The sequence below is a fragment of the Paucibacter sp. B51 genome, from assembly GCF_027863535.1.
Taxonomy (GTDB): domain Bacteria; phylum Pseudomonadota; class Gammaproteobacteria; order Burkholderiales; family Burkholderiaceae_C; genus Paucibacter_A; species Paucibacter_A aquatilis.
Window position 1 is genome coordinate 1955672 of record NZ_JAPIVN010000001.1, and the last position, 23419, is coordinate 1979090.

Annotated in this window: 15 protein-coding genes; 3 read left to right on the forward strand and 12 right to left on the reverse strand. The window is 66.9% G+C overall.

Going from position 1 to position 23419, the window contains the following annotated elements:
* Nucleotides 1–20 precede the first annotated feature (20 nt).
* The 5 genes from groL to asd form a co-directional block, all read right to left on the reverse strand.
* Nucleotides 21–1670, reverse strand: a complete 1650-nt coding sequence (groL, locus tag OOB33_RS08290; protein ID WP_171827516.1) for a chaperonin GroEL — start codon at nucleotides 1668–1670, stop codon at nucleotides 21–23.
* A 58-nt stretch (nucleotides 1671–1728) separates the two neighbouring features.
* On the reverse strand, nucleotides 1729–2019 hold the full coding sequence (gene groES, locus OOB33_RS08295) for a co-chaperone GroES (protein ID WP_102768033.1): 291 nt from the start codon (nucleotides 2017–2019) through the stop codon (nucleotides 1729–1731).
* A 211-nt stretch (nucleotides 2020–2230) separates the two neighbouring features.
* Nucleotides 2231–5782 (reverse strand): EAL domain-containing protein, encoded by a 3552-nt coding sequence (locus tag OOB33_RS08300; protein ID WP_271008335.1) that lies wholly within the window; start codon nucleotides 5780–5782, stop codon nucleotides 2231–2233.
* 145 nt (nucleotides 5783–5927) lie between these two features.
* Nucleotides 5928–8702 carry a TonB-dependent receptor gene (locus OOB33_RS08305; protein ID WP_171827518.1) on the reverse strand — a complete coding sequence of 925 codons (2775 nt, stop codon included), beginning with the start codon at nucleotides 8700–8702 and terminating at the stop codon, nucleotides 5928–5930.
* A 430-nt stretch (nucleotides 8703–9132) separates the two neighbouring features.
* Nucleotides 9133–10041, reverse strand: a complete 909-nt coding sequence (gene asd / locus OOB33_RS08310; RefSeq protein WP_271008336.1) for an archaetidylserine decarboxylase — start codon at nucleotides 10039–10041, stop codon at nucleotides 9133–9135.
* A gap of 88 nt (nucleotides 10042–10129) precedes the next feature.
* Between asd and OOB33_RS08315 the strand changes: the two genes are divergently transcribed.
* Nucleotides 10130–11779 (forward strand): aminotransferase class III-fold pyridoxal phosphate-dependent enzyme, encoded by a 1650-nt coding sequence (locus OOB33_RS08315; RefSeq protein ID WP_271008337.1) that lies wholly within the window; start codon nucleotides 10130–10132, stop codon nucleotides 11777–11779.
* A gap of 63 nt (nucleotides 11780–11842) precedes the next feature.
* On the opposite strand, the gene OOB33_RS08320 is transcribed toward OOB33_RS08315, so the two are convergent.
* Entirely contained in the window at nucleotides 11843–12475 is a 633-nt protein-coding gene (locus tag OOB33_RS08320) for a hypothetical protein (RefSeq protein WP_271008338.1), read from the reverse strand.
* Between the two features lie 233 nt (nucleotides 12476–12708).
* On the opposite strand from OOB33_RS08320, the gene OOB33_RS08325 reads away from it, so the two are divergent.
* Nucleotides 12709–13968: a glycosyltransferase family 4 protein gene (locus tag OOB33_RS08325; protein WP_102768028.1), complete on the forward strand. Its 1260-nt coding sequence runs from the start codon at nucleotides 12709–12711 to the stop codon at nucleotides 13966–13968.
* Between the two features lie 39 nt (nucleotides 13969–14007).
* Here OOB33_RS08325 and lplT read toward each other — a convergent pair whose 3' ends face one another.
* The 4 genes from lplT to OOB33_RS08345 form a co-directional block, all read right to left on the reverse strand.
* A complete protein-coding gene (lplT, locus tag OOB33_RS08330) occupies nucleotides 14008–15291 on the reverse strand; it encodes a lysophospholipid transporter LplT (protein ID WP_102768027.1) in 1284 nt (427 codons plus the stop codon).
* 583 nt (nucleotides 15292–15874) lie between these two features.
* A complete protein-coding gene (locus OOB33_RS08335) occupies nucleotides 15875–16702 on the reverse strand; it encodes a hypothetical protein (protein ID WP_102768026.1) in 828 nt (275 codons plus the stop codon).
* Nucleotides 16699–17712: a Kelch repeat-containing protein gene (locus tag OOB33_RS08340; RefSeq protein ID WP_271008339.1), complete on the reverse strand. Its 1014-nt coding sequence runs from the start codon at nucleotides 17710–17712 to the stop codon at nucleotides 16699–16701. The genes OOB33_RS08335 and OOB33_RS08340 overlap by 4 nt, the downstream gene beginning before the upstream one ends.
* 185 nt (nucleotides 17713–17897) lie before the next feature.
* The gene (locus tag OOB33_RS08345) at nucleotides 17898–20165 is read right to left on the reverse strand and encodes a winged helix-turn-helix domain-containing protein (protein ID WP_271008340.1); all 2268 of its coding nucleotides are present in this window, start codon (nucleotides 20163–20165) and stop codon (nucleotides 17898–17900) included.
* A gap of 219 nt (nucleotides 20166–20384) precedes the next feature.
* Between OOB33_RS08345 and OOB33_RS08350 the strand changes: the two genes are divergently transcribed.
* The gene (locus tag OOB33_RS08350; protein WP_333780321.1) at nucleotides 20385–21263 is read left to right on the forward strand and encodes a ThiF family adenylyltransferase; all 879 of its coding nucleotides are present in this window, start codon (nucleotides 20385–20387) and stop codon (nucleotides 21261–21263) included.
* A gap of 108 nt (nucleotides 21264–21371) precedes the next feature.
* Here the strand turns inward: OOB33_RS08350 and OOB33_RS08355 are convergent, their stop codons facing one another.
* Both OOB33_RS08355 and OOB33_RS08360 read right to left on the reverse strand, forming a co-directional pair.
* A complete protein-coding gene (locus tag OOB33_RS08355; RefSeq protein ID WP_271008341.1) occupies nucleotides 21372–22112 on the reverse strand; it encodes a hypothetical protein in 741 nt (246 codons plus the stop codon).
* Nucleotides 22113–22175: 63 nt separating this feature from the next.
* Nucleotides 22176–23186, reverse strand: a complete 1011-nt coding sequence (locus OOB33_RS08360; protein ID WP_271008342.1) for an alpha/beta hydrolase family esterase — start codon at nucleotides 23184–23186, stop codon at nucleotides 22176–22178.
* Nucleotides 23187–23419: the final 233 nt, after the last annotated feature.

The window sequence follows — 23419 nt, forward strand, 5'->3', positions numbered from 1 at the left end:
TGGGGCCTGCCGGGCAGGCATTACATGCCCATATCGCCCATGCCACCCATGCCGCCCATGCCGCCAGGCATGCCGCCGCCGGCAGCTTCTTCCTTCGGCGTTTCGGCGACCATGCACTCGGTCGTCAGCATCAGCGAAGCGACCGAAGCGGCGTTTTGCAGCGCGGTGCGGGTCACCTTGGTCGGGTCCAGGATGCCCATTTCGATCATGTCGCCATAGGTGTCGTTGGCGGCATTGAAGCCGTAGTTGCCCTTGCCGGCCAGCACGGCGTTGACGACGACGGAGGCTTCGCCACCGGCGTTGTAGACGATCTCGCGCAGCGGGGCTTCAATGGCCTTCAGCACCAGCTTGATGCCGGCGTCTTGATCGGCGTTGTCGCCCTTGATCTCGCCAGCAGCTTGCTTGGCGCGCAGCAGGGCCACGCCACCGCCGGCCACGATGCCTTCTTCCACGGCAGCGCGGGTGGCGTGCAGGGCGTCTTCCACGCGAGCCTTCTTTTCCTTCATTTCGACTTCGGTGGCAGCGCCGACCTTGATCACGGCCACACCGCCGGCCAGCTTGGCCACGCGCTCTTGCAGCTTTTCACGGTCGTAGTCGCTGGTCGCTTCTTCGATTTGGATGCGCACTTGCTTGACGCGGGCTTCGATGTCGGCAGCAGCACCGGCGCCATCGATGATGGTGGTGTTTTCCTTGCCCACTTCGACGCGCTTGGCTTGGCCCAGATCGGCCAGGGTGACCTTCTCCAGGGTCAGGCCGACTTCTTCGGCGATGACCTTGCCGCCGGTCAGGATGGCGATGTCTTCCAGCATGGCCTTGCGGCGGTCGCCGAAGCCAGGCGCCTTGACGGCCACGACCTTCAGGATGCCGCGGATGGTGTTGACCACCAGGGTCGCCAGGGCTTCGCCTTCGACTTCTTCAGCAATGATCAGCAGCGGACGGCCAGCCTTGGCCACTTGCTCCAGCGTGGGCAGCAGGTCTCGGATGTTCGAGATCTTCTTGTCGAACAGCAGGACGAAGGGGTTGTCCAGCAGCGCGGCTTGCTTCTCGGGGTTGTTGATGAAGTAGGGCGACAGGTAGCCGCGGTCGAATTGCATGCCTTCGACGACGTCCAGCTCGTTGTTCAGGCTCTTGCCGTCTTCAACGGTGATCACGCCTTCCTTGCCGACCTTGTCCATCGCGTTGGCGATGATCTGGCCGACGTCAGCGTCGCTGTTGGCCGAGATGGTGCCGACTTGCGCGATTTCCTTGGAGGTGGTGGTGGCCTTCGAAGCGGCCTTCAGCTCGGCGACCAGGGCCGTGACGGCCTTGTCGATGCCGCGCTTCAGGTCCATCGGGTTCATGCCGGCGGCCACGTACTTCATGCCTTCGCGCACGATGGCTTGGGCCAGCACGGTGGCGGTGGTGGTGCCGTCACCGGCGTTGTCGCTGGTCTTGGAAGCCACTTCCTTGACCATCTGCGCGCCCATGTTCTGCAGCTTGTCCTTCAGCTCGATTTCCTTGGCCACGGACACACCGTCCTTGGTCACGGTGGGGGCGCCGTAGGAGCGCTCGAGCACCACGTTGCGGCCCTTGGGGCCCAGGGTCACCTTGACCGCATTGGCCAGGATGTTCACGCCTTCAACCATGCGAGCACGAGCTTCGCCGCCAAAGATCACGTCTTTTGCTGCCATGTGTATTTCTCCGAATTCTTAGAAAAGGGTCAGAACTTGTTGCGGGTCGGGCGAAGAATTACTTCTCGACAACCGCAAACAGATCTTCTTCGCGCATCACCAGCAGCTCATCGCCGTCGACCTTGACGGTCTGGCCCGAGTACTTGCCGAACAGAACGCGGTCACCGACCTTCACGTTCAGAGCAATCAGGTCGCCCTTGTCATTGCGCTTGCCGGCGCCGACGGCCAGCACTTCGCCTTGATCCGGCTTCTCAGCAGCGGCGTCAGGAATGACGATGCCCGAAGCGGTCTTGGTTTCTTGTTCGAGGCGCTTAACGATCACGCGATCGTGCAGAGGACGCAGTTTCATCACATCTCCTTGAGATTTTCGGGGCTTGATCGGGTGTGGCGGCCGGGCCGTTCACACCGTCATGGGGGTAAAACCTGGACTCGCGCACCGGCCTGGGCCGGTTTTGGAGTTCGTTAGCACTCGACCTTGGTGAGTGCTAGCAGGAGGATTATAGGGGTGGCCCTCGGGCTTTCAAGAGGGGGCGAGGCAAGAAAAGCGGGGGCGGTGCCGCTCAGTCCGAGCCCAGGTGCAACCAGGCCTGCCCGGCCTGCCACTGGGCGCGCCAGGCCGGCAGCGCCTCGGCCGGCATGGGCCGGGCGATGCCGTAGCCCTGGACCTGGTGGCAGCCCATGGCGTGCAGGCGGGCGCCATGCTCCAGGCTTTCCACGCCTTCGGCGATCACCTCGCGGTGGAAGGCGTGCGCCAGTTCGATCACGCCCTTGACGATGCTGAGGTCGTCGGGGTCGACCAGCATGTCGCGCACAAAGCTCTGGTCGATCTTGAGCGTGGCCACGGGCAGCTTGCGCAGGTAGGTGAGGGAGGAGTAGCCGGTGCCGAAATCGTCGAGCGCGAACTGCACGCCCAAGGCCATGCAGCGCTCCAGCACCGCCACCGCCTGTTGCATCTCGCCCAGGGCCGAGGTTTCCAGCACCTCCAGCTCCAGCCGTGCCGGCGCCACCCGCGGGTGGCGCGCCAGGCTGTCCGCCAGATGCTCGCTGAAGCCCGGCTGCAGCAGGTGGGTGGCGCTGATATTGATGCTGATGGGCAGGTCCATGCCCTGGTTTGCCCAGGTTTCGAGCTGATTCAGGGCCGCCTCCATGACCCATTCGCCCAGCGGGCGCTCCAACTCGCCACCATGCACCTGGCCCAGGAACTCGCCCGGCGGCAACAGGCCGCGCTCAGGGTGCTGCCAGCGAAGCAGGGCCTCCACGCCCACCACCGCGCCGTGGCGCAGATCGACCTTGGGTTGGTAGAACAAGCAGAACTCGTCTTGCTGCAAAGCCTGTTGCAGGCGGGCCAGTTGCTCTCGGTGTTGGCGGGCAGCGCGGTCGATCTCGGTGTCGAAAAGCTGGTAGCGATTTCTCCCGGTTTGTTTGGCCAGGTACATGGCCTGATCCGCATGGCGCATCAAGGTGTCCGGATCGGCGTGGTCCAGAGGATAGAGGCTGACACCGACGCTGGCCGAGATGCTGAGCTCACGGCCCTCTACCGACACCGGCGCCTGCACCGAGCGCAGCAGGCGCTCCAGCACCAGGGCGCATTCCTCGGGGCTGTCCAGCTCGGTCAAGAGGATGACGAACTCATCGCCACCGAGCCGGGCCAGGGTGTCATCGACCCGCAGCACCTGTTTGAGGTTGTGGGCCACGCCGATCAGCAGCTCGTCGCCGGCGGCATGGCCATGCTGGTCGTTGATGGCCTTGAAGCCATCGAGATCCAGGAAGCACACGGCAGTCATGCGGCCGCTGCGGTCAGCGCGGTGGATGGCCTGATTGAGCCGGTCGGACAGCAGGCGGCGGTTGGGCAGCAGGGTCAGGGGGTCGAAATTGGCCACCCGGTTCAGCTCGGCTTCGTGGGCCTTGAGCTGGCTGATGTCGGTGAAGACGCTGACATAGTCGCTGACGCGTCCCTGGCGGTCGCGTACGACCGAGACCGATTGCAAGGCCGCGAACAGGTCGCCGTCCTTGCGGCGGTTCCAGATCTCGCCGCGCCAGAAGTCCTGTTCCTTCAGCGATTGCCAGAAGTCCTGGAAAAAGCTCGCCTCATGCCGACCCGAAGACAGCACCCGCGGTGACTGGCCGAGCACCTCCTCCTGGCTGTAGCCGGTGATGCGGCTGAAGGCCGGATTGACCTTGGTGATCAGGCCGTCGGCCTGGGTCACCATGATGCCCTCGTAGCAGTTCTCGAACACCACGCGCGCCTCGCGCTGCGCCAGCTCCAGAAGCTTGCGCTCATGGATGTCGGTGTGGGTGCCGGACATGATCCAAGGCGTGCCGTCGGCGCCGCGCTGGACCACGCCGCCGCGGGTCAGGATCCAGTGCCATTCGCCGGCTTTGGTGCGCACTCGAATCTCGAACTCGTGGGTGGCAATCTCGCCGTTCAGGTGGCGCTGGATCGATTCGAGTGCGCGCGGCAGGTCCTCGGGGTGAACCAGTTGGGACCAGTTTTCGGGGGCCACCTGCATCTCACCGCGCTGGTAGCCCAGCATGGTCTCCCAGCGCGCACTGACCTGGAAATGGTTGCTGCGCAAATCCCATTCCCAGTAGCCCTGGTCCGAGCCCTCGATCACCCGGGCCAGCTGTTGCTGGCTGTACAGCAAGGCTTGGCGGGCCTCATGGCGCTCGGTGATGTCAACGCCCAGCACATAGCAGCCATCGACACGGCCTTGCTCGTTGAAGCGCGGCAGGTAGCGCAAGGCCTGCCAGCGCTCGGGGCTGGGCTGCCAATCGAGCTCTTGTGCCGCGCCCAGCAGTGCGCGCTGGACCAGGGGCGCGACGCTGGCGAAACCCGCCTCGCCCAGCACGGCCTTGAGCTCCAATCCGGCCAGCTCGTCCAGATCGGGGGCGAAGCTCTCACAGTAGCGCTTGTTGGCGTAGACGAAACGAAGCTCCGTGTCGATGAAGGCGATCAGCGCCGGCACATGGCCCAGGATGCTGCGCAGATGCTGCTCGCTGTCGTGCAGGCGCTGGCTGTGCTCCTGGGCCTGACGCTCCAGTTCCGCGCGTTGATCCAAGGCTTGTTGACGGGCGAGGCGCGCCCGTTCGTCCTCACGCAACACGAGGATCAATCCGCGCACCCGGCCATTGCCATCGCGGATGGGGCTGAGGTGCAGGCTCACCGGCCGTTCGCCGCCTTCGCGCGGGCAAAGCAGGGGCGCCTGGCCCACGCTGTGAGTGCCCCCGCCTGTCATCACCAAGGCCAAGGGGATTTCCAGCGGCAGGCGGCTGTCTTGTTCGATCAGGGGGAGCAACTCGCGCACGGGTCGGCGAAGCGCTTGGTTGACAGGCCAGCCGCAGAGTTGTTCGGCCACCGCGTTCATCCGTGTGACCCGACCTTCGGTGTCGGTGGCCAGCACTGCATCGGCCATGGACTGCCAGAGGCAGGCCAGGCTCTCTTCGCTGTCCGCCAGGGCCAGGCGACGCGCCTCGTGGTCACGCAGTTCGCGGCGCAGCAGGTGGAAGCTGCCGCCGAGCAGACCCAGCAAGACCAAGCTCAGCGTAGCCACCGAGGCAAGCAACTGCGCGCGCAGCGCTTCGTGGGTCCGCTCGCGCGCGGCCAACTGCTCGCGTTCCGCGGCCTCCATATCCCCCAGCAAGCGTACAGCGCGGCGCCGGGTTTCCGCGAGGCTGGATCGGGCGACCAGGGCTTGGGCCGCGGCGGGGCCGTCCTGCTTCATGCGGGCTTCGATTTGGCGGGACAAGGCGATGCGCTCGTTCACCACCTCGCGCAGTTGCTGCCAGCGTGCCTGCTGCGCGGCGTGCTCGGCATTCTGAAGGTGCAGGCGCTCGAGCAGCGTCTCGCGCCGAGCCAGTGCCTGATCGCGCTCCTGCAGCCGGGCGCTGTCGCCGCTGCTGCGATAGGCCAGGGTGTGCAGCTCGACCTGGGCGGTCTCGGCACGCACGCGTGCCAGATCGGCCAGCACCGACTGGCTGTGGCCGAGCTCTTGTGCCGCATCGGCCGCCTGACCCGCGATCCGCCAGGCCTGAAGCATCAGGCTCAGCACGACCACGGCAGCTGCGGCAAAGGCCAGCGGAACTCGGCGTTCAAAGCGCGAGGCGGGCTTCATGAATGAGAGAACCTCCCGGAGCCTGGCACCTGTCTGCCGGGAGTTTCGGCATGCGGGCTGGGCTTTGGGGCAGTCTAGGGCCTGGCGCGCCATGAAAAAAGGCCCCCGAAGGGGCCTTTTGGAGGCTAGTTGCTGACGGTGAGGATCAGAACTTGTAGCCAGCCGTCACGTAGACGAAGCGGCCGCGCGGGTCGTACTGGGTCACGTCGTAGCCCGTTTGGAACTGGTTCGATGCCGGAGTGAACACAGCGGGCTTCTTGTCGAACACATTGCGTGCACCCAGGGTCAGACGCAGGTTCTTGAAGCCGCTGTAGCTGACGCTGGCGTTGTACAGAGCCATGCTGGGCATGAAGTGCGGCTTGTCGTTCAGATCGTGGCCGGCTTCGTAACCGCTGGCGTAGTCCTGCACCAAGGTGCCGGCCCAGTTGCCGGTGGTGTAGGTGGCTTGCAGGCTGTGCTTCCAGCGCAGCACCACACCGCCTTGGTCGGCGCCAAGGACCGGGTTGCCGGCCTTGTCGACGATGGTGCCGACCTTGTGCGACATCACGCCGCCGGGGCTCATCTGGTCGAACTTGGTCATGTAGGTGCCGTTGAAGCCCAGGTCCAGGCGGCTGCCTTCAAAGCGCAGACGGTAGTTGGCTTCCAGGTCCACGCCCTGCACATCGGCGCTGCCGGTGTTGGACTGCACGACGTCCACTTGCTTGATCGAGCCCGAGGGGTTGAGCTTGACCAGGTTGACGTAGGAGGCATCACCCTTGCGGAAGCCCGAGACGATTTCCTGCACCGAAGCCAGCGACAGGATGTCCGTCATCTTGACGCGGAACACGTCGGCCGACAGGGTCATGTCCTTGATCGGCGAGACGACGATACCGAAGCTCGATTGGGTGGACTTTTCCGGCTTCAGCAGCGGGTTGCCGCCGGTCAACGACGGCACCTGGATCTTCTTCTCGCCCGTGCCCGGATCGTCAAACTGGGCGCTGGTGCCCAGCACCTGCGGATCCCACAGGTCCACCAGGGTCGGAGCCCGGAAGCCCGAGCCTGCCGAGGCGCGCAGCATCAGCTGTTTGGTGGGCTGGAAGCGCACATTGACCTTGTAGTTGGTGGTCGAACCTGCGTCGTTGTACTTGTCGTGACGCAGGGCCAGGCCGGCTTCCAGGGTCTTGATGATGGGCGCGTTGAACTCGGCGAACACGGCCTTCACGTTGCGGCTCTTGTCCAGGGGCTTGGTGGCACCACCGAGGCCGGCGATGTCGCCGCTGAACATGGCGGGAGACGGCGACTTGGAGTAGCTTTCCTTGCGCAGCTGGGCGCCCGCAGCGTACATCAGCGAGCCAGCCGGCAGGGCCATCAGATCGCCCGAGACCTTGGCTTCCACCACATCGACCTTGGACTTGAAGGTCGTGGTGTCACCGATGTACTTGGCGCCTTCGATGGCCTTGCGGAAGGTCTCCGATTGGGTCAAGGAGAAGGGGTTGTAGTCGCTGTTCTCGGCGTTCACGGCCTTGACGAAGGCCACTTGCGAGAAGTAGCCGTCGGTCACCTTGCCGTGGGTCTTGCCTTCGTTGTGCGAGGCTGCCAGCTCATAGTCGTGGCCAGCGAATTCGCCGCGCACGCCGACGACATAACGGCTTTGGTCGGCGGTGGACAGCTCGGTGCGGTCACCGAAGTCGTAGACGCGGGCGGTCACGCCCAGGGGCTGGCCCACCAGAGCGCCGAAACCGTTCTTGGTCAGGTAGTCGGCGGCGATCTTGTAGTTGGGGTTGTTGGGGCGCAGCAGCATCACAGGATCGACGCCCTGCTTGGCGAACTCTTCGTCGCTGACCAGGAAGCCGTTGCGGATGGGGCTGGGCTGGAACTGTTGCTGCACCTTGCTTTGGCTGTACAGCAGGTCACCGAACAGCTCAGTCTTCTCGTTCAGCTTGACGGTCAGGTTGGCGCTCAAGGTGGTCAGGTCGCGCTTGGGAACCAGGCCCACGAAGGGGGCCGAGTCATAGGCGCAGAACGGCATCTTGGAGGTGCCGTTGACCGTCGGGTTCTTGAACATCTTGATGTCGGCGCACTTGTCGGCCTGGGCCAGGGGGTTGCCGTAGCCGGAGCCGCCCAGGAAGTCCGTACCGGCGGTACCTTCCACCCACTTGCCGTTCACCACCTTGCCGGGGGTGTAGGGGCCCTCAATGTTGCCGTGGCCAGTGGCGCCCGACACGATGTAGGGGTCGATATTGCCGGTCTTGGCGAAATCGCGATCACGGCCGAACAGGGCGGTTTCCTTTTCCAGGCTGGCCGAGGCGGTGATGTTGAAGCGATCCTTGTCCAGGTCGCCATAGCCGGCCACGATGCTGGCGCGGTTGTTCTTGCCGCCGCCCTTGGCAGTCGGCGAGCCCGCGGTGGCGCTCAACTCCACGCCCGTCGTGCTCTTGGAGAGGATGAAGTTGATCACACCGGCCACGGCGTCAGAGCCATACACGCCCGATGCGCCGTCTTTCAGCACTTCCACGCGCTCGATCGCGGCCAGCGGGATGGCTGCGACGTTGACGGTGGCGCCGCCACCGCCAGCGAAAGGCGCCACACGGCGGCCGTTCACCAGCACCAGGGTGCGGTCCGAGCCCAGGCCGCGCAGCGACACGGACGACAGGCCGTAGGTCGAGCTGCCAGCGCCGGCTGCGGTATTCAAGCCGCCGGCGGAGGCGATGGAGGCGATCGAAGCCAACAGGGCTTCCGTGCTGGCCACGCCACTGCGGCGAATCTCTTCCTTGGTGACCACGGTGACCGGCAGGGCCGATTCCGAATCCACGCGCTTGATCGAGGAGCCGGTGACTTCCACACGCTCCATCTGGGTCGGTGCCTGAGCTTGGGCCGATGCGGCCACAGCCAGGAAGACAGCAGCGCTGATGGCGCTGAATTTCGGTTGTTGTTTCAACATACGGGGAATCTCCTGCGAGGTTGGGTATCCATAACGCGGCAAAACCGTGCCATCACTTCGGCATCTGGCACGGTGTGCGCTGCGACGCAGGTCAGTCTAGGAGTGGGGTTCTTGGGGCTTGAGAGGGTCAATCCTTGTCAGGCTGCTGCGACAAACTTTTCGTGTGACCCCTGAGCTTCGTGTAACTGCCCCAGGTTTGGGCGAATGGCGCATCGCTAGTGCATCTTTTGGATTTGCTGGGTGACTTTTGGCCCTTGTGTTTCATCGTGCGGCCGCCGTGGTCTGCTAGGGTTTACTTGTAGGGGCAGTGCCATTGGTCATGATTGCTCGGGTTCGCTTGTGCGATAGGCGTTCGTTTCGTAAGTTCTTGAGTCAGTTTCTCGGGATTGATTGTTGAGTGTGCGCATATCGCGCATGGATACGGTGAGTTTCAGTCGGCGCGGCAGAGCAAGGCCTGGCCCATGCGCAGGCGCTGTCCGGTGCTGATGCCCTCGCACAGGCGAAAGCCCGGCGGCACGAACACCAGGATGGTGGAACCATGCTGAAACCAGCCCATTTCCAGGCCCTTCTGGAAGCTCGCCTGGCAGGGCAATTCGTTCGCGCCGCGGTAGCCCACATGCAGCAGCAGGTCGAGGAAATGCAGGCGCAGGCTGGCCACCAGGATGGCCGCCACCGGCACCAGGGCGATCGGCGTGCGCTCGGCATCGTCGAGGCGGCAACGCAGCACCGCGCGCTCGTTGCGGCAGAACAAGCGCTCGACCCGCTTGAGCGCGATCGGGTTGACGTTCCAGGTGTCGCCGGCGATGTGGGTCACATGCTCGACCTGGCAATCGGCCGGTGCGTGGAAGCGGTGGTACATGGCCGAGGTCAGGCGCAGGGTGAGGAACAGCCCGCCCTCAAAGACGCGGGTGTCCTGGGTCGGGCCGAAGAGATCCTGCAGCGCGTAGGGGAAGCCCTTGGCCTGGTAGACCTGGCCGGCTTCCACCCGGCCGCAGGCGCCGACGATGGCGTCGCAGGGGCTGCTCAGCACCTCGGGCCGCGGGTCGATGCTGCGCGCACCCTCGCGCAGCTCGCGGGTGAAGCAGTCGTGCAGGCTGTCGAAGCGCTGCTTCTTGGCGTCGCTGAGGTCCAGATCGGTGAACAGGCGCCAGACCGCAATCGAGGCGCGTGCTAGCAGCGGCTGGCGCAGCTGGCTGAACCAGCCCATGAAGCGGGTCAGGGCGATGCGCGGGATGCGGTTGGTGAGCAGGAAGTTCAGGTCTTCCTGTTGCAGCAGGCGCTGCACCCACAGGCGCGGTGTGAGAAATGCCCGAGTGCGGGCTTGAAGGCTGCTTTTCATGCGTCTGTCAATTCGGACTGTTAGACAAGAGGTCTGCGCAACAAAGCTCGCTCACCCCGGGGTGGCGAGGACAAGGTAGGCACGCTGAATGAATGAAACTTTTGCTCTCTCGGCCCTGGCTCTGGCCGCTCTGGCCTGGACCCTGCCGAAGGCCAAGCGGCGCCTCGAGCTGTCGCGGGCCAAGCACCGCTCGCTGGCGGGCCACTCGCGCATGGCCAAGCGCCTGGCGGGCTGGATTCCCGGCTACGCCTACGACGAGGCCCGTTTTTTTGGCTCGGACGGTGCGCCCGATTCGGTGCAGGCGCAGCGCCGCGTCGGCTTCCAGCGCCTGAGCGGCGTGTTTGCCGAGCGCTATGCCCAGAGCATCGCCATGACGGCGCGCGCGCGCGAGGGCATCTCGGACCTGCAGTTCACCGGCAGCTACCGCGTGCCCTTCCAGTACAGCCCCTACCTGCGCGAGCATCTCAAGACCGGCAGCTTTCTGCAGGCCTCGAGCGGCGTGATGGTGGAAGACCTGGATGGCAACCGCTTCTACGACCTGACCGGCTCCTACGGCGTCAACGTCTTTGGCTATGACTTCTACCGCGATTGCGTGGACCAGGGCATTGCCCTGACCCACAAGCTGGGCCCGGTGCTGGGCGCCTACCACCCCTGCGTGGCTGAGAACGTCGAGCGCCTCAAGGCCATCTCCAAGCTCGACGAGGTGTCCTTCCACATGTCCGGCACCGAGGCGGTGATGCAGGCCGTGCGCCTGGCCCGCTATCACACCGGGCGCCGCCATCTGGTGCGCTTCTGCGGCGCGTACCACGGCTGGTGGGAGGATGTGCAGCCCGGCCCGGGCAACCCGCTGCCGCCGCGCGAAACTTACACGCTCGAGGATCTGGACCCGCGCAGCCTGCAGGTGCTGCGCACGCGCCGCGACATCGCCTGCGTCCTGATCAATCCGCTGCAGGCCCTGCACCCCAACCAGGGCGCGCCGGGGGATTCGTCCTTGCTGGACAGCGGCCGCCGCGCCGGCTTCGACCGCGAGGCCTACACCCGTTGGCTCAAGGCCTTGCGCGAGGTCTGCACCGAGCGCGGCATCGTGCTGATCTTTGACGAGGTCTTCCTGGGCTTCCGCTTGGCCGCCGGCGGCGCGCAGGAGTATTTCGGCGTGCGCGCCGACATGGTCACCTACGGCAAGACCCTGGGCGGCGGCCTGCCGGTCGGCGTGGTCTGCGGCCGGCGTGATCTGATGAAGCGTTTCCGCGAGCAGCGCCCGGCCGACATCTGCTTCGCCCGTGGCACCTTCAACTCGCACCCTTATGTGATGGGCGCGATGAAGGTGTTCCTGGACCGGCTGGACAGTGCGCCGGTGAAGGCCATCTACGCCCAGGCCGATGAGCGCTGGGATCAGCGGGCCCAGCACTTCAACGAAGCCCTGCAGGTGGCCGATGTGCCGGTGCAGATTGCTCACCTGCAATCGGTCTGGACGGTGTTCTACACCCAGCCTTCGCGCTACAACTGGATGCTGCAGTTCTATTTGCGTGAACAAGGTCTGGCTCTCAGCTGGGTGGGGACCGGGCGGCTGATCTTCAGCCTCAACTACAGCGACGCGGATTTCGAGGCAGTGCTGCAGCGCTTCGTCAAGGCTTGCAAGGCCATGCAGGCCGATGGCTGGTGGTGGGAGGATGAGGCGCTGACCAACAAAGCCATCCGCCGCTCGGTGCTGCGAGAGATGCTGCAGCAGCGTTTCTGAGCTGCGACGGCGGAGTGCAAAACAGGGCGCCCTCGGGCGCCCTGTGCTTGCTCCGCCGATGTGTCAGCGGCTTTGCGGGTGTTGCACGTGGTCCATCGGGTCGATCAACTCACCGCGCAGCAGGTAGAGCGGCGCCTTGTGATACAGCCAGATGTCGTGGAAGGGGTCGGTGATGATCTTGGTGGCCCAGGTCAGGCCGGTCATCAGGCTTTGCTGCTGCCAGAGCTGCAGCACGCGGAACAGCAGACCGGCCACACCCAGCGACAGCCAGGAGATGCCCACATCGTGCAGGAAGCCGCGGAAATCCGTGGCCGGCTCGATCAGGCCGAACAGCGAGGGCTGCAGCCACAGCAGGGCCGGCAGCGCCACCCAGACGGCCAGCAGCACGATCTTGCGGCGGATGTTGTAGCCGATCTTGATCGCTTCCTTGTGCTCGTCGGTGGCCTGATTGACCTCGTCGTAGCCGCGTGGCTCGAAGAAGAAATGGCCGGCCTGGCGGCTGGTCATGGAGACGCACCAGGCCAGCAGTGCGGCCATGGCTGGGTCCACGAAGAGCAGGCCGTAGGAGATCACAAAGCTGATCGCGCTGAGCAGGTGCAGGCTCTGGTTGATGCGGCTGTGGTGGTAGTAGCGGTGGTCGTCCCAGCGCTGCACGCGCAGCTCTTGGGCAAGGTTCTTCAGGAAGTTGTGGCGCACGCGTCACCTCGGCGGTGTGATGGTGAAGGGGAAGAGGCAACCAAGCAAGGAGCCGGCCGCCCAGGCGCAGCCCCGATCGGCTTGCGTGACGCGATGGTGACGCTGCTGCATGAAAACTGCGTGACCATGGCCGCGCCGAAGGAACCAGGCGGCGCCCGCCCCGTGCCCATCGGCCGACGCGCGCGCCGGTCACTGTCATTGAACTGTTATCTGTCCTAGGCAAGATGCCCTGCATGGAACCCACACCCAGCGCGGACAGCATCGTTGTCGACAACTATCCCGCTGCCCAGCGGTCACTGCGGATTGCCTTCGTGACGGAGACCTATCCGCCCGAGGTCAATGGTGTGGCCATGACACTGGCCCGCATCGTCGAAGGCTTGCACCGTCGCAACCACGATGTGCAGCTGATCCGCCCGCGCCAGGACGCCAGCGATGCGGCCGAGCGCAGCGTGCGTTTCCACGAGGTGCTGATGCGCGGCCTGCCCATCCCGCGCTATCCCAATCTGCGCATGGGCGTGCCGTCCAAGAAGGCGCTGGTCCAGCTCTGGTCGCTGAACCGGCCCGATGTGGTGCACATTGCCACCGAGGGCGCGCTGGGTTGGTCGGCCCTGCAGGCGGCCCTGCATCTCAAGCTGCCGGTGTGCTCGGACTTCCGCACCAATTTCCATGCCTACAGCCGGCACTACGGCATTGGTTGGCTCTACAAGCCCATCATGGCCTACCTGCGCAAGTTTCATAACCGCACCCAGTGCACCATGGTGCCGACCGAAGCGCTCAAGCGCGATCTGGAGGCCGGCGGCTTCAAGCAGCTGACGGTGGTCTCGCGCGGTGTGGACACGCAGCAGTTCTCGCCCAGCCGCCGCAGCGCCGCGCTGCGCACCGAGTGGGGCGTGGCGGACGATGATCTGGTGGTGGTTTATGTGGGCCGCATCGCGCCCGAGAAAAACCTGGCCGCGCTGACGGCTGCCTTCGAAGCGATCGCGCAGCAGCAGCCACGTGCCCGCCTGGTGGTGGTGGGCAGTGGCCCGCAGCAGGCGGAGCTGCAGGCGCGCTGGCCGCAGGCCATCTTTGCCGGCCAACGCAAGGGCGAAGACCTGGCGGCGCACTATGCCTCGGGCGATCTCTTCCTCTTCCCCAGCCTGACCGAGACCTTCGGCAACGTCACCACCGAGGCCATGGCCAGCGGCCTGCCCGTGGTGGCTTTCAATTACGCCGCCGCCGCCCAGCTGATCCGCAGCGGCGAGAACGGCCTGCTGGTGCCCATGGACGACCAGGCCGCTTTCGTGCGCGCCGCCCTCAGCCTGGCCGACCAGGCCGCGCTGCGCCGCCAGATGGGCGCGGCCGCCTGCCAGACGGCTTCGGAGCTGGACTGGAGCGCCATCGTCGCCCGCTTCGAAGGCGTGCTCGACTCGGTCATGCACCGCGCCACGGTGCCCAGCAGTCTGGGTGCCGGTCTGCTGGCCAAGGCGAGCAAGAAGCGCCCGGCGGTGTGAACCTGCATTCGCGGCGCTGAGCGGCCGCGCAGCGCCGGCTCAGAGCAAGGCGCTGTCGGGCAGATCTTGCAAGGTGCGCCGCCGCTCCGCGCCGCTGCGCCGGCGTTCGCGCCGCCACAGCAAGGCCATGGTGGCCGCAATGCTCAGGCCGAATCCGCTCATCACCGTGATGATGGGCAGCTCCAGCTTGAGCAGCAGGGCGTACAGGGCCAGCATGCCCAGCACGCTGGCGTTCTCATTGAAACCCTGCACGGCGATCGAACGACCGGCCGTGAGCAGGCAGTAGCCGCGGTGCTGCAAGAGTGCGTTGAGCGGCACCACCAGCAAGCCGCCCACCACGCCCACCACCACGAGCAAGGGCAGGGCCAGGCCCAGCGAGGGCATCCAGGCCACGGCCGGCACCAGCAGGCCTAGCAGCACGCCAAATCCCAGCATCTTCTTGGCCGCGCGCAGCGGTACCCAGCGCCCGGCCGCTGCCGCGCCGCCCACCACGCCCACGGCCACGGCCGCTTGCAGGTAGGCCGCCTGGTTGAGTGGCAGCTGCAGGGCATCGGCCGCCCAGCGCAGCACGGCGAACTGCAAGGTGGCACCAAAGCCCCAGAAGATGGTGGTCACCGCCAGCGAGAGGCCGCCCTCGGCATCGCGCCAGAGCTTCATATTCGCCTCGCTGAAGTCGCGCAGCAGGGGGCCCAGGCGGAGGTGGCAGGCCGGATAGCGCGCACCGCTGTCCGGCACCCCCAGGTTCAGCCAGCTGGCGCTGCCGTACACCGCCATCAGCGCCAGGATGGACAGGCTCAGGCCGCTGGCCTGGGTCAGCCCCAGGGTTTCCAAACCCTCACGTGCGGCGGCATACAGGCCCGATCCCTGCAACCAGGGGCTGACCAGCAGCCCACCCAACACCGTGCCCAGCAAGGCCGCGCCCACCACCGAGACTTCCACCCAGCCGTTCGCCTGCACCAGGCCTTGGGCCGGTACCAGCTCGGTCACCAGGCCGTACTTGGCCGGCGCATACGCCGCCGCGCCAAAGCCGATCAGGGTGAAGGCCGCCATCGGGTGCACGCCGGCCAGCAAGCCCAGCACGCCCACCATCTTCACGCCATTCATCCAGGCCATCAGACGCGCCTTGGGCACGGCATCCGCCAGCGGCCCCACGAAGGGCGCCAGCAGCACATAGGACAAGGTGAAGCCGAACTTCAGCAGCGGGGCCCACCAGCCCGGGAACCCCTGCTCCACCAAAAGGGCAATCGTGACGATGAGCAAGGCGTTGTCCGCCAGCGCCGACGCGAACTGGGCCGCGATCAGCCGATGAAAGCCTGGAGGCATGGGGTGGGCTCGCCGCGCTGTCGCGGGCGATCAGAAGAAAGACGGCAGCGTGACAGGGGGGTGTGAAACCGTGGTGACAGGGCCGCCCGGGACATCTTCGGCGACACCTGCATGAGCCGCGGTGATGCGCAATCATCTTTCCGTACGCGGGTCAAACTGTCAGTTCTTACAGGCTGACAAAAGTCCCTCGTTGTGTAGTCTGCGCCGCGCACCCATTTGCGTTCTTCATGGGGGCGCAGAACTTGAAGCTCTACTTGGACAACGCTGGGCGACCGTTCAAGGAGAGCTGCCCGCATTGCACACGCCGGTCAAGTTCCCTCTCTTGCTACCGCTTGCTTGAGGACGCAAGCGGTGGATACGGGCGAAAGGGGCCCCTCTTCGCCGCCCCGTCAAGCCGCGCGCAGGCTCTGTCGCTCGCTACGCCGAGCTGTGGCGTTTGCCTCTGGTGGGGCAGACGCTGCTATCGCGGCGCTATACGTGGTCGGCCGGGCTGAGCTAGAGCTGCCGCTGGGCCTGGGCTCAGAGTTGCGGTGGATGCGAACCCATCGCGGGCTCCTTGCCGCCGCAGAATGGCTGGGGCAGCTTACAAGGGTCCATCCTTCGGGCAATGCTGGCGCGGCGGGACCCGGGCCGCCGTGTCGGCCGCAATCTGGCGCAGCTGGGTTTGCAGCGCGGTGCTGATGCCGTGGAGCTCGGGCAGCAGCGGCAGAAGAGCCAGGGCCGAGTCGCCGGTCAGGGTGGCGTAGAGCATGAGCGCAGCCAGGTGCGCGCCAGCAGCGGCCGAATGGTTGCCGTCGCTGGCATGCAGGCGCAGCTCGGGATGGCGTTGCAGGGCCAGGTCCCAGGCTTGGCCGATGGGTGCCACGCAGGCTGGCTGCTTGCGGGCGATGGACACATGGAGCTCGTAGATCCGAGCGGTCTCGTCGATGCCGCGCCGCGGCCATTCGGGGAAGAGCAGGGGCAGCGCCTGTTGGCGGCGCACCGCCTGCACCCATTGCTCGGCGGCTGCGGTGCTGTAGTGGTAGGCACCGCTGCTGCTGTACTTTTGCGCCTGCAGCACCACGGCCCGCCAGGGCTGGCTGCTCAGCAGCTTCTGGCTCAGCGGGTCGCTCAGGCGCTCGTCGAGAAACAGCCAGTTCGGCGCCTCCACCACAGCCACCGATTGGCCGGGAAATCGGGCCCGCAACAGGCCCTCCAACTGCTGCGGCAGGGCCTGGGCCGAGGTGTGGCTGTTGCCCAGCATCAGCACCGAGATCTCGGCGGCCGGCGGCGCGGAGCTGGGCAGCGCCGGCACCTCCAACCCGGTTTCCGGGTGGCGCTGCGTTCCGCCACAGGCGCTGAGCCCGCAGCAGGTGGCGGCGGCCAAGAGCCAGCCCAGAGCCGGGTGTGAGTGCGGGTGCGGGCGCTTCATGGCCGGTAGCGGTAGAAGGCGGCCGATTCACTGCCCACCGCGTCCGAGGGCTGGCCGAAGCCGCCCATCACGTAGAGGGCGCCTCCTGCCGCCACCGCGCCCAGGCCATGGCTGCGGTAAGGCATGTCGGCCAGGGTGGTCCAGGTCTGGCGGCTCGGCTCGTAGCGCTCCATCGCCGCGCTGACCTCCCCGCCCGGGCCCTCGCCACCCAGCGCGTACAGGCGCCCGTCCAGGGCTACGGCGGCCAAGCCGGCGCGTGCCCGGGGCAGCGGGGGCGCGGAGCTCCAGCGGTCTTCGGCGGGCGAATAGACATCCATGCGGGCCAGGCTGTGCTGGTCGTGGGCGCGTATGCCGGGGGCGCGCCCGCCCAGCAGGTAGAGCTGGCCGCCCAGCGTCACGGCGGCGGCGGCATTGCGCGCCAGCGGCAAGGGGGCGGCGCTGGACCATTGCATGCGGCTCGGGTCCAGCACCGAATGGCTGTCCAGTGAGGCGCTGTTCTGGTTGTTGTAGTTCCAGCCCCCCAGCACATGGACCTGCCCCTCCAGCACGGTGGCGGCCGAAGCAAAGCTGACCCGCGGCAGAGCGGCCGCCAGGCTCCACTGGCCGCGGCCTGCATCCAGCACCTGCAAGGCCAGGCGAGCTTCGCCGCCGATGGCCAGCAAGCGATCGGCCAGGGCAATGGCGGCGACGTTGTCGGTGCCGCGTGGCAGCTCGGGCCCATGGCTCCACTGCTGGCTGGCGATGTCGTAGACCAGCACGCTGCGCCGCGTGTCGTAGCCGCCCAGCACATGGATCTTTCCGCCCAGCACCGCCACACCGAACTTGGCCAAGGGCAGGGGCATATCGGGCAGGCGGGTCCAGCCGCGTGTGCGTTCGCCAGCTGCGGCCTCTCTTTCGGCACCTTTTTCGGCACCTCTTTCGGCGCCCGGGGCCGCTTGGGCCCGGGCAGCGCCCCACAGTGCGCTGTCGGCCCAGAGCAGGGCGCTGGCGTTCAGTTGTCGTCGGTTCATGGGGTCTCCTGTCTGTGGCTTTGCGAGCTGTTTTGCTGCGCTGCACCTCAGTAGGCCCAAGCCGCGCCCTGCGGGCAAGACGGCGGCGCGCTCGGCGCGCTCCAATCCATGTCTAAAAAATATTTCCTGAACGCTGACAAGCATTTAGTTGCGCTGAAGCTCGGCCTGGCGAGCCGGGCCGGGCCTCAGCGCAGGTGCATCAGATCCGCCACGGCCGTGTTGGACAGCTCCACCCAGGCGCTGCCGTCGGCGGCGAGGCTGAAACGCGCCAGCTCGGGGAAGGTGCCCAGCGGGTGAGCGCTCAAGACCGTTTGGCGCCCCTTGCCGAGCTCGAAGCGCCGGAAGCGCTCTCGGCTGCCACGGCTCAGCACGAGCAGGGCGCCGTCCGGGCTCAGCTGCCAATCCACCAGGCTTTCTTCCGGCGGCAGCCCCGGCAGGTCTCGCTCCTGCCCCTCGGCGCTGCGCAGGCGCAGGCCTTGGCTGGCGCGAGCCTGGTAGACCAGGCTTCGGCCATCGGCGGCCCACTGCACCTGGGGGCCAGGGACCTGCTCGGTGCGCAGCGCTTGCGGCGCCTGGCTGCCGTCGGCACGGAAGCGCCACAGCTGCCAGCTGCCACCCCGGTCGCTGGCGACGACGAACTCCCGCCCCCCAGGGTGCCAGCTCGCCCGGCCGTACTCGGCCGCATCGGCCGTCAGGGCTTGCACCTTGGTCCCGGCCCGCTCGAGGCGGCACAAACCCATGCGCTTGCCGGGCCCGCAGCTGCCGGCGAAGACCAGCTGGCTCGCGTCCGGCGAAACGGCCGGGCTGCTGCTCAGGCCTTCCAGCGCGGTCAGGCGGCGGGGCGGGGCCGAGTCCGAGTCGGCCCACCAGATCTCGGGGTGGCCGGTCCGGTTCGAGACAAAAGCCAGGCCCTGACCCGCGGCCGTGGGGGCGCGGTCATTGGCGACCGAGCTGATGGCGCGCTCCGGCACGCCCGAGCCCCAGCGCAGGCGGGCAATGCTGGTGTGCGCCCGCAGCAGGGCATAGACGATGCTGCCATCGGCATTGCGTTTGGGCGCACTGCCCTCCAGACCCAGCGGCCGGGCGCTGGCGCGGGCGGTATCCCAGTGCAAGAGCATCCGGCGGTCTTGCTGGGTGGCGGAAAACACCAGCTCTCGGCCCTGGCCGCGGTAGCTGATGCCATGCAAGCCGTAAAGCTTGAGCTGGCTGAGGCGTGTGAGGGCGCCTGAAGCCAGCGTCAGCTCATGGAGGTCTCGGCTGCCGTCGGCCGGGTCCTGGCGGGCAAAGGCGAGATGGCGGCTGTCGGCCGACCAGGCGGGCTGGTGGTCGGCCATGGCGGCAGGCGGCGCGCTGCTCAGGCGGCGCAAGCCGCTGCCATCCGGGGCAATCAGGAACAGGCCGCCCACGCCCTCGGCCGTGGCGCTGAAGGCCAGCCAGCGGCCGTCGGGCGACCAGTCCAGGCTGGGCGTGAACAGGGCCTGGCAAGCGGCCAGCGCCTGCCGGCTCTGCGTCGGCAGCCGGTAGATCCAGAGTGTGCAGCTGCCGCTGGACTGGGTGGCCACATAGGCCAGGGCCTGCCCGTCCGGCGCCCAGGCCAGGCCGCTGACCTCTTCGTCGATCGGGCTGATGGCCCGGGCCTCGGCAGCGCCGTCGGCCGCCGCTCGCAGGTACAGGCGACCCACGCCCTGACCCTGCCACCAGGCAAAGGCCAGCTGGCTGCCATCGGGCGAGAGCTGGCCCAGATACTCCTGCCCCGGGGCTTGGGACAGTGGCTGTGCCTGGGGCAAGTGCGATGGGGTCTCGGGCGTCTGGACGGTGTTGCTGCTGCTGGCCGTCAGGGTGCTCCAGGCCCACCCGCCCAGTGCGGCGAGGCTGGTGACAAGCAGGGCAGCCGCCCACCTCGGGCCGTGGCGCGGGCCGGTGGGTGGGGTGATTGCGGGGGCCGGGTCGACCGCTGCGACGGGTGGCATGGAGGCGGAAGGGGCAGCCACCGTGGCGGCTTCCTCCTCCTGGGGGATGGCCGATACCGGTGCGATCAAGCGGTAGCCTTTCTTGGCCACCGTCTCCAGATAGCGCGGCGAATCGGGGTCGTCGCCCAGCGCCTGGCGCAGGGTCCAGACCGCGGTGTTGATGGCCTTGGGAGCGACAAACTGATTGCCGTCCCAGATGCGGGCCACGATCTCCTCGCGGCTGACGGTTTCGCCCGGGTGGCGCGCCAACAGCACGAGCAAGGCCATGGCCTTGTGCCGCAAGGCGCGCGTCTCCTCGCCGCGTTGCAGGCGGTTGCCGGCGGCGTCGACGATCCATTCGCCCAGCTGGAATCGCTCGTGTTCGGGGTTCTTCAGCATGCTCAAACGTGGTGTCAGCGCCGTGGGCGCGTGCGTGCCGCGGACGGGGCGCTGCGACTTGGGCCCCGCATCCGGTGTGGTGGTCTCGCGCAGGATTATGGCCACTCGCCAGCTCGCCTTGGCCACGAAGGGCAGGGCGCTGTTCGGCCCGGCCGGTGTCAGACAGGCTGCACAAAATCGGCCAGACGCCGTAGAGTTCGAGCGCTAGCAGGCGATGCCAGGCAGGGGGGCTTTGAGCCCGCCGTTCGGCACGCCTCGACGCTCCCGTTCTGAGCAAGCCCAGGGTCGATCCCCGTGGGCTCGCACTTTGACAGGCAGGTGGCTATGGCTGTGATCTCAGACACTTTCGACTACCGCGAGGCCTTCTCGCGCAATTTGGGCTGGTTCAGCGAGGCGGAGCAGCAGCGGCTGCGCAGCTGCCGCGTGGCCGTCGGCGGCCTGGGCGGCGTGGGCGGCAGCCATGCGATCACGCTGGCGCGCCTCGGGGTGGGGCAGTTCACGCTGTCGGATCTGGATGTCTTCGACTGGCCGAACATGAACCGCCAGGCCGGTGCCTTTGCGTCCACCATCGGTCAGCCGAAGCTGGACGCTATGGCCCGCACGCTGCAGGACATCAACCCAGAGGTGCAGTTGCGTCAGCTGCCCGGTGGCATCAACGAGGGCAATCTCGAGGAGTTCCTGGCGGGCGCCGATCTGTATGTGGACAGCCTGGACATCTTTGCGCTGCCCCTGCGTCGCCAGGTGTTTGCGCGCTGCCGTGCCCTGGGCATTCCGGCCATCACGGCGGCGCCCATGGGCATGGGCACGGCGTTCCTGGCCTTTCTGCCCGGCGGCATGAGCTTCGAGGACTACTTCTGTCTCGATGGCCACAGCTTCGAAGACCAGGTGTTGAAGTTCATCGTCGGCGTTTCGCCCTCCATGCAGCAGCGGCATTACCTGCTGACCGCTCGCACGGTCGATCTGTTTGAGAAGAAGGTGCCGTCCACCGCCATCGGCATCGAGTTGGCGGCCGGGGTGGCGTGTGCCAATGCTGTCAAGCTGCTGCTGGGCCGTGGTGATGTGCTGAGCGCTCCGCGCGGCCTGCACTTCGATGCCTATCGCAACAACTTCACAAGCACCTGGCGCCCCTTCGGCAACCGCCACCCGCTGCAGCGCCTGATGTTCTGGGCCATGCAGCGGCGGCTGCGTCAGGCGCGGGCCTGAGCGGCGGGGGGCGACGCCCCGTTCGCACGCGCCAACCACGTTCTCCCGACACAGGGTTGGTGTCTCACCTGATCCGTCAGGCCGAGCTGAGGTCAAGCGGCGCGGGTCTCACGCAGTCTGCATGCGGCGCGCGCGTTGACGCCGATGCGCGCCCCAGGCCGTGTGGCCCAGCCAGAACAGCAGCAATGCCAGGATCACCAGCGCCGGCACAAACAGCAAGCCGGACTTCTGCACCGCTTTCGGGAAGACCTGGGGCTGACCCAGGAACAGCGAGTTGGCGGCGATGAACAAGGCGATCGTCATGCGCCAGAGATGGCGCGCCAGGCGGGTGGCGCCCGTGACGCCGCGCTGGATGATCAGGCGCAAATCCCCCACCGCCGCCAAGCTGCCGATGATCGCGAACAGGGCGAACGCAGCGCCCGGCTGGCCGTCCAGCATGCCGCGCGGGCTTTGCATGGCGAGCCAGAAGAAGTAGGCACCCGCGCCGGTGATGCCCAGCGAGGTCAGCAAGAGGCCGTGCTCGAAGCTACCCACTTCACCTGGCTTGCGTTTGACAGCCAGCCACGAACTCAAGACCAGATAGAAGGTCAAGACGCCCGCAATCAGCGAGGCGCGCTCGGGCGTGGGCAAGAAGGGCGCCACGCAGGCGCCGATGCCGGACATGATCAGCATCGACGCGACAAACACCTTGCCGATCAAGCGATGCTGCGCCGTGCCCTTGCGGAACACAAAGGCCGCCGCGCCCGACGCGATCCCGAGGCTGCCGGCGCCGATATGCGCGTACAACAAGGCCGCTGCGGCGGCATGGACCAGGGGGGAGCTCTCGGGGCTGATGTAGAGGGTGGCCATGTTTGAAGAACGCTCAGTTGAGGTGTTTGGAGGAGGGCAGGAGGGGCTGAGGTGATCGGTCTGTCAGTGCTGCCGCGCGAAGAATTCCCAGATCAGGGCCGGGCCGTTCGGCGCCATCGGCGAGGGGCCCAAGAGCCGCGGGCGCTGCGCGTAGGGCTGTGGCAGGCCATGCCCGCCGCCATGAATGGTCACCAGTTCCACCTCGGCCTTGCCTTCGCCGCCCTGCTTGCCGCTGCCCGTGTGGGCGGGGCTCCAGCGCTTGTGTTCGACACGAACACCGCCGGCGACCACGGTTTCCAGGGTCTGGGGCACGCCGCTCAGACGCGCCCAATCGGCGAAGAACTGTGCCGATGCGCGCGATGAAATGACCGGGCCGCCTTGGTAGAACAGGCCCAGCAGATTGATCTCGCCGCCGGCGTAGGGAACCAGCGGGTCCTCGCTGCCGTTCATGATCATCACCGAGGTGGCCTTTTGCGCCGCCGGCTTGCACTGGAAGTTCTGCGGCGCAGGCACATTGGCGACCACGGCTGCCACCGCCTTGTAGCGCTCCGGCTGCTCGAGCGCCAAGCGCATCACCATCGAGCCGCCGTTGGACACGCCGGCCGCAAACACGCGCGCCGGGTCCAGCGCCAGCTCGGCGACCAGGTGGTCCACCAGGCTGGCCAGAAAGCCCACATCGTCGCTGCTGACGCCGTTCAGCTCCTTGTCGCCGATGCGGCTGCAGTCGTTCCAGTCGAAGGCGAAGGATTTGGGGTAGACGAGGGCGAAGCCGTGCTGGTCGGCCAGGCGCTCGAAGGCGTAACCCGTGGCGACGCGGATCTGACCCGGGCCCTCGCCCGAGCCGTGCAACACCAAGACCAGCGGCGCGCCCGGTGGCAGGTCTTTGGGCACATAGCTCCGGTAGCTGCGTTTGACGCCGGCCACGTCGAGGGTGCCCTGGCTCAATTGGCCGGACAGCGGCGGCAGTTCGGGTTCGGGCGTGTAGAGGAAATAGGCGAGCAGGCCGGCCAGCAGGGGCAGCAGGGCCAGGAGGATCAAGCTGCCTCGCAGCAGCCAACGCAAAACTCTTTTCATGACAAGGTGCTCGCATGGGTTCAGGGGGCGACTGTGCCGGCAGGTCGGAGCCGCGGCCAAGCCATGCGGGATCGGCGACGCCCCTACCAGGATGAGTGACGCCCCGCCGCGACGAGTGGCGCCGGCGGCCACCGAGCGGCGCTTCGCGTCATTCATCCCCTCTCAGCGGGCTTGAAAACCCGCAGCCCGTCGCTCGTCGGAGCGGCCGTCGGGGCGCTTGGGTCGCTCAACAC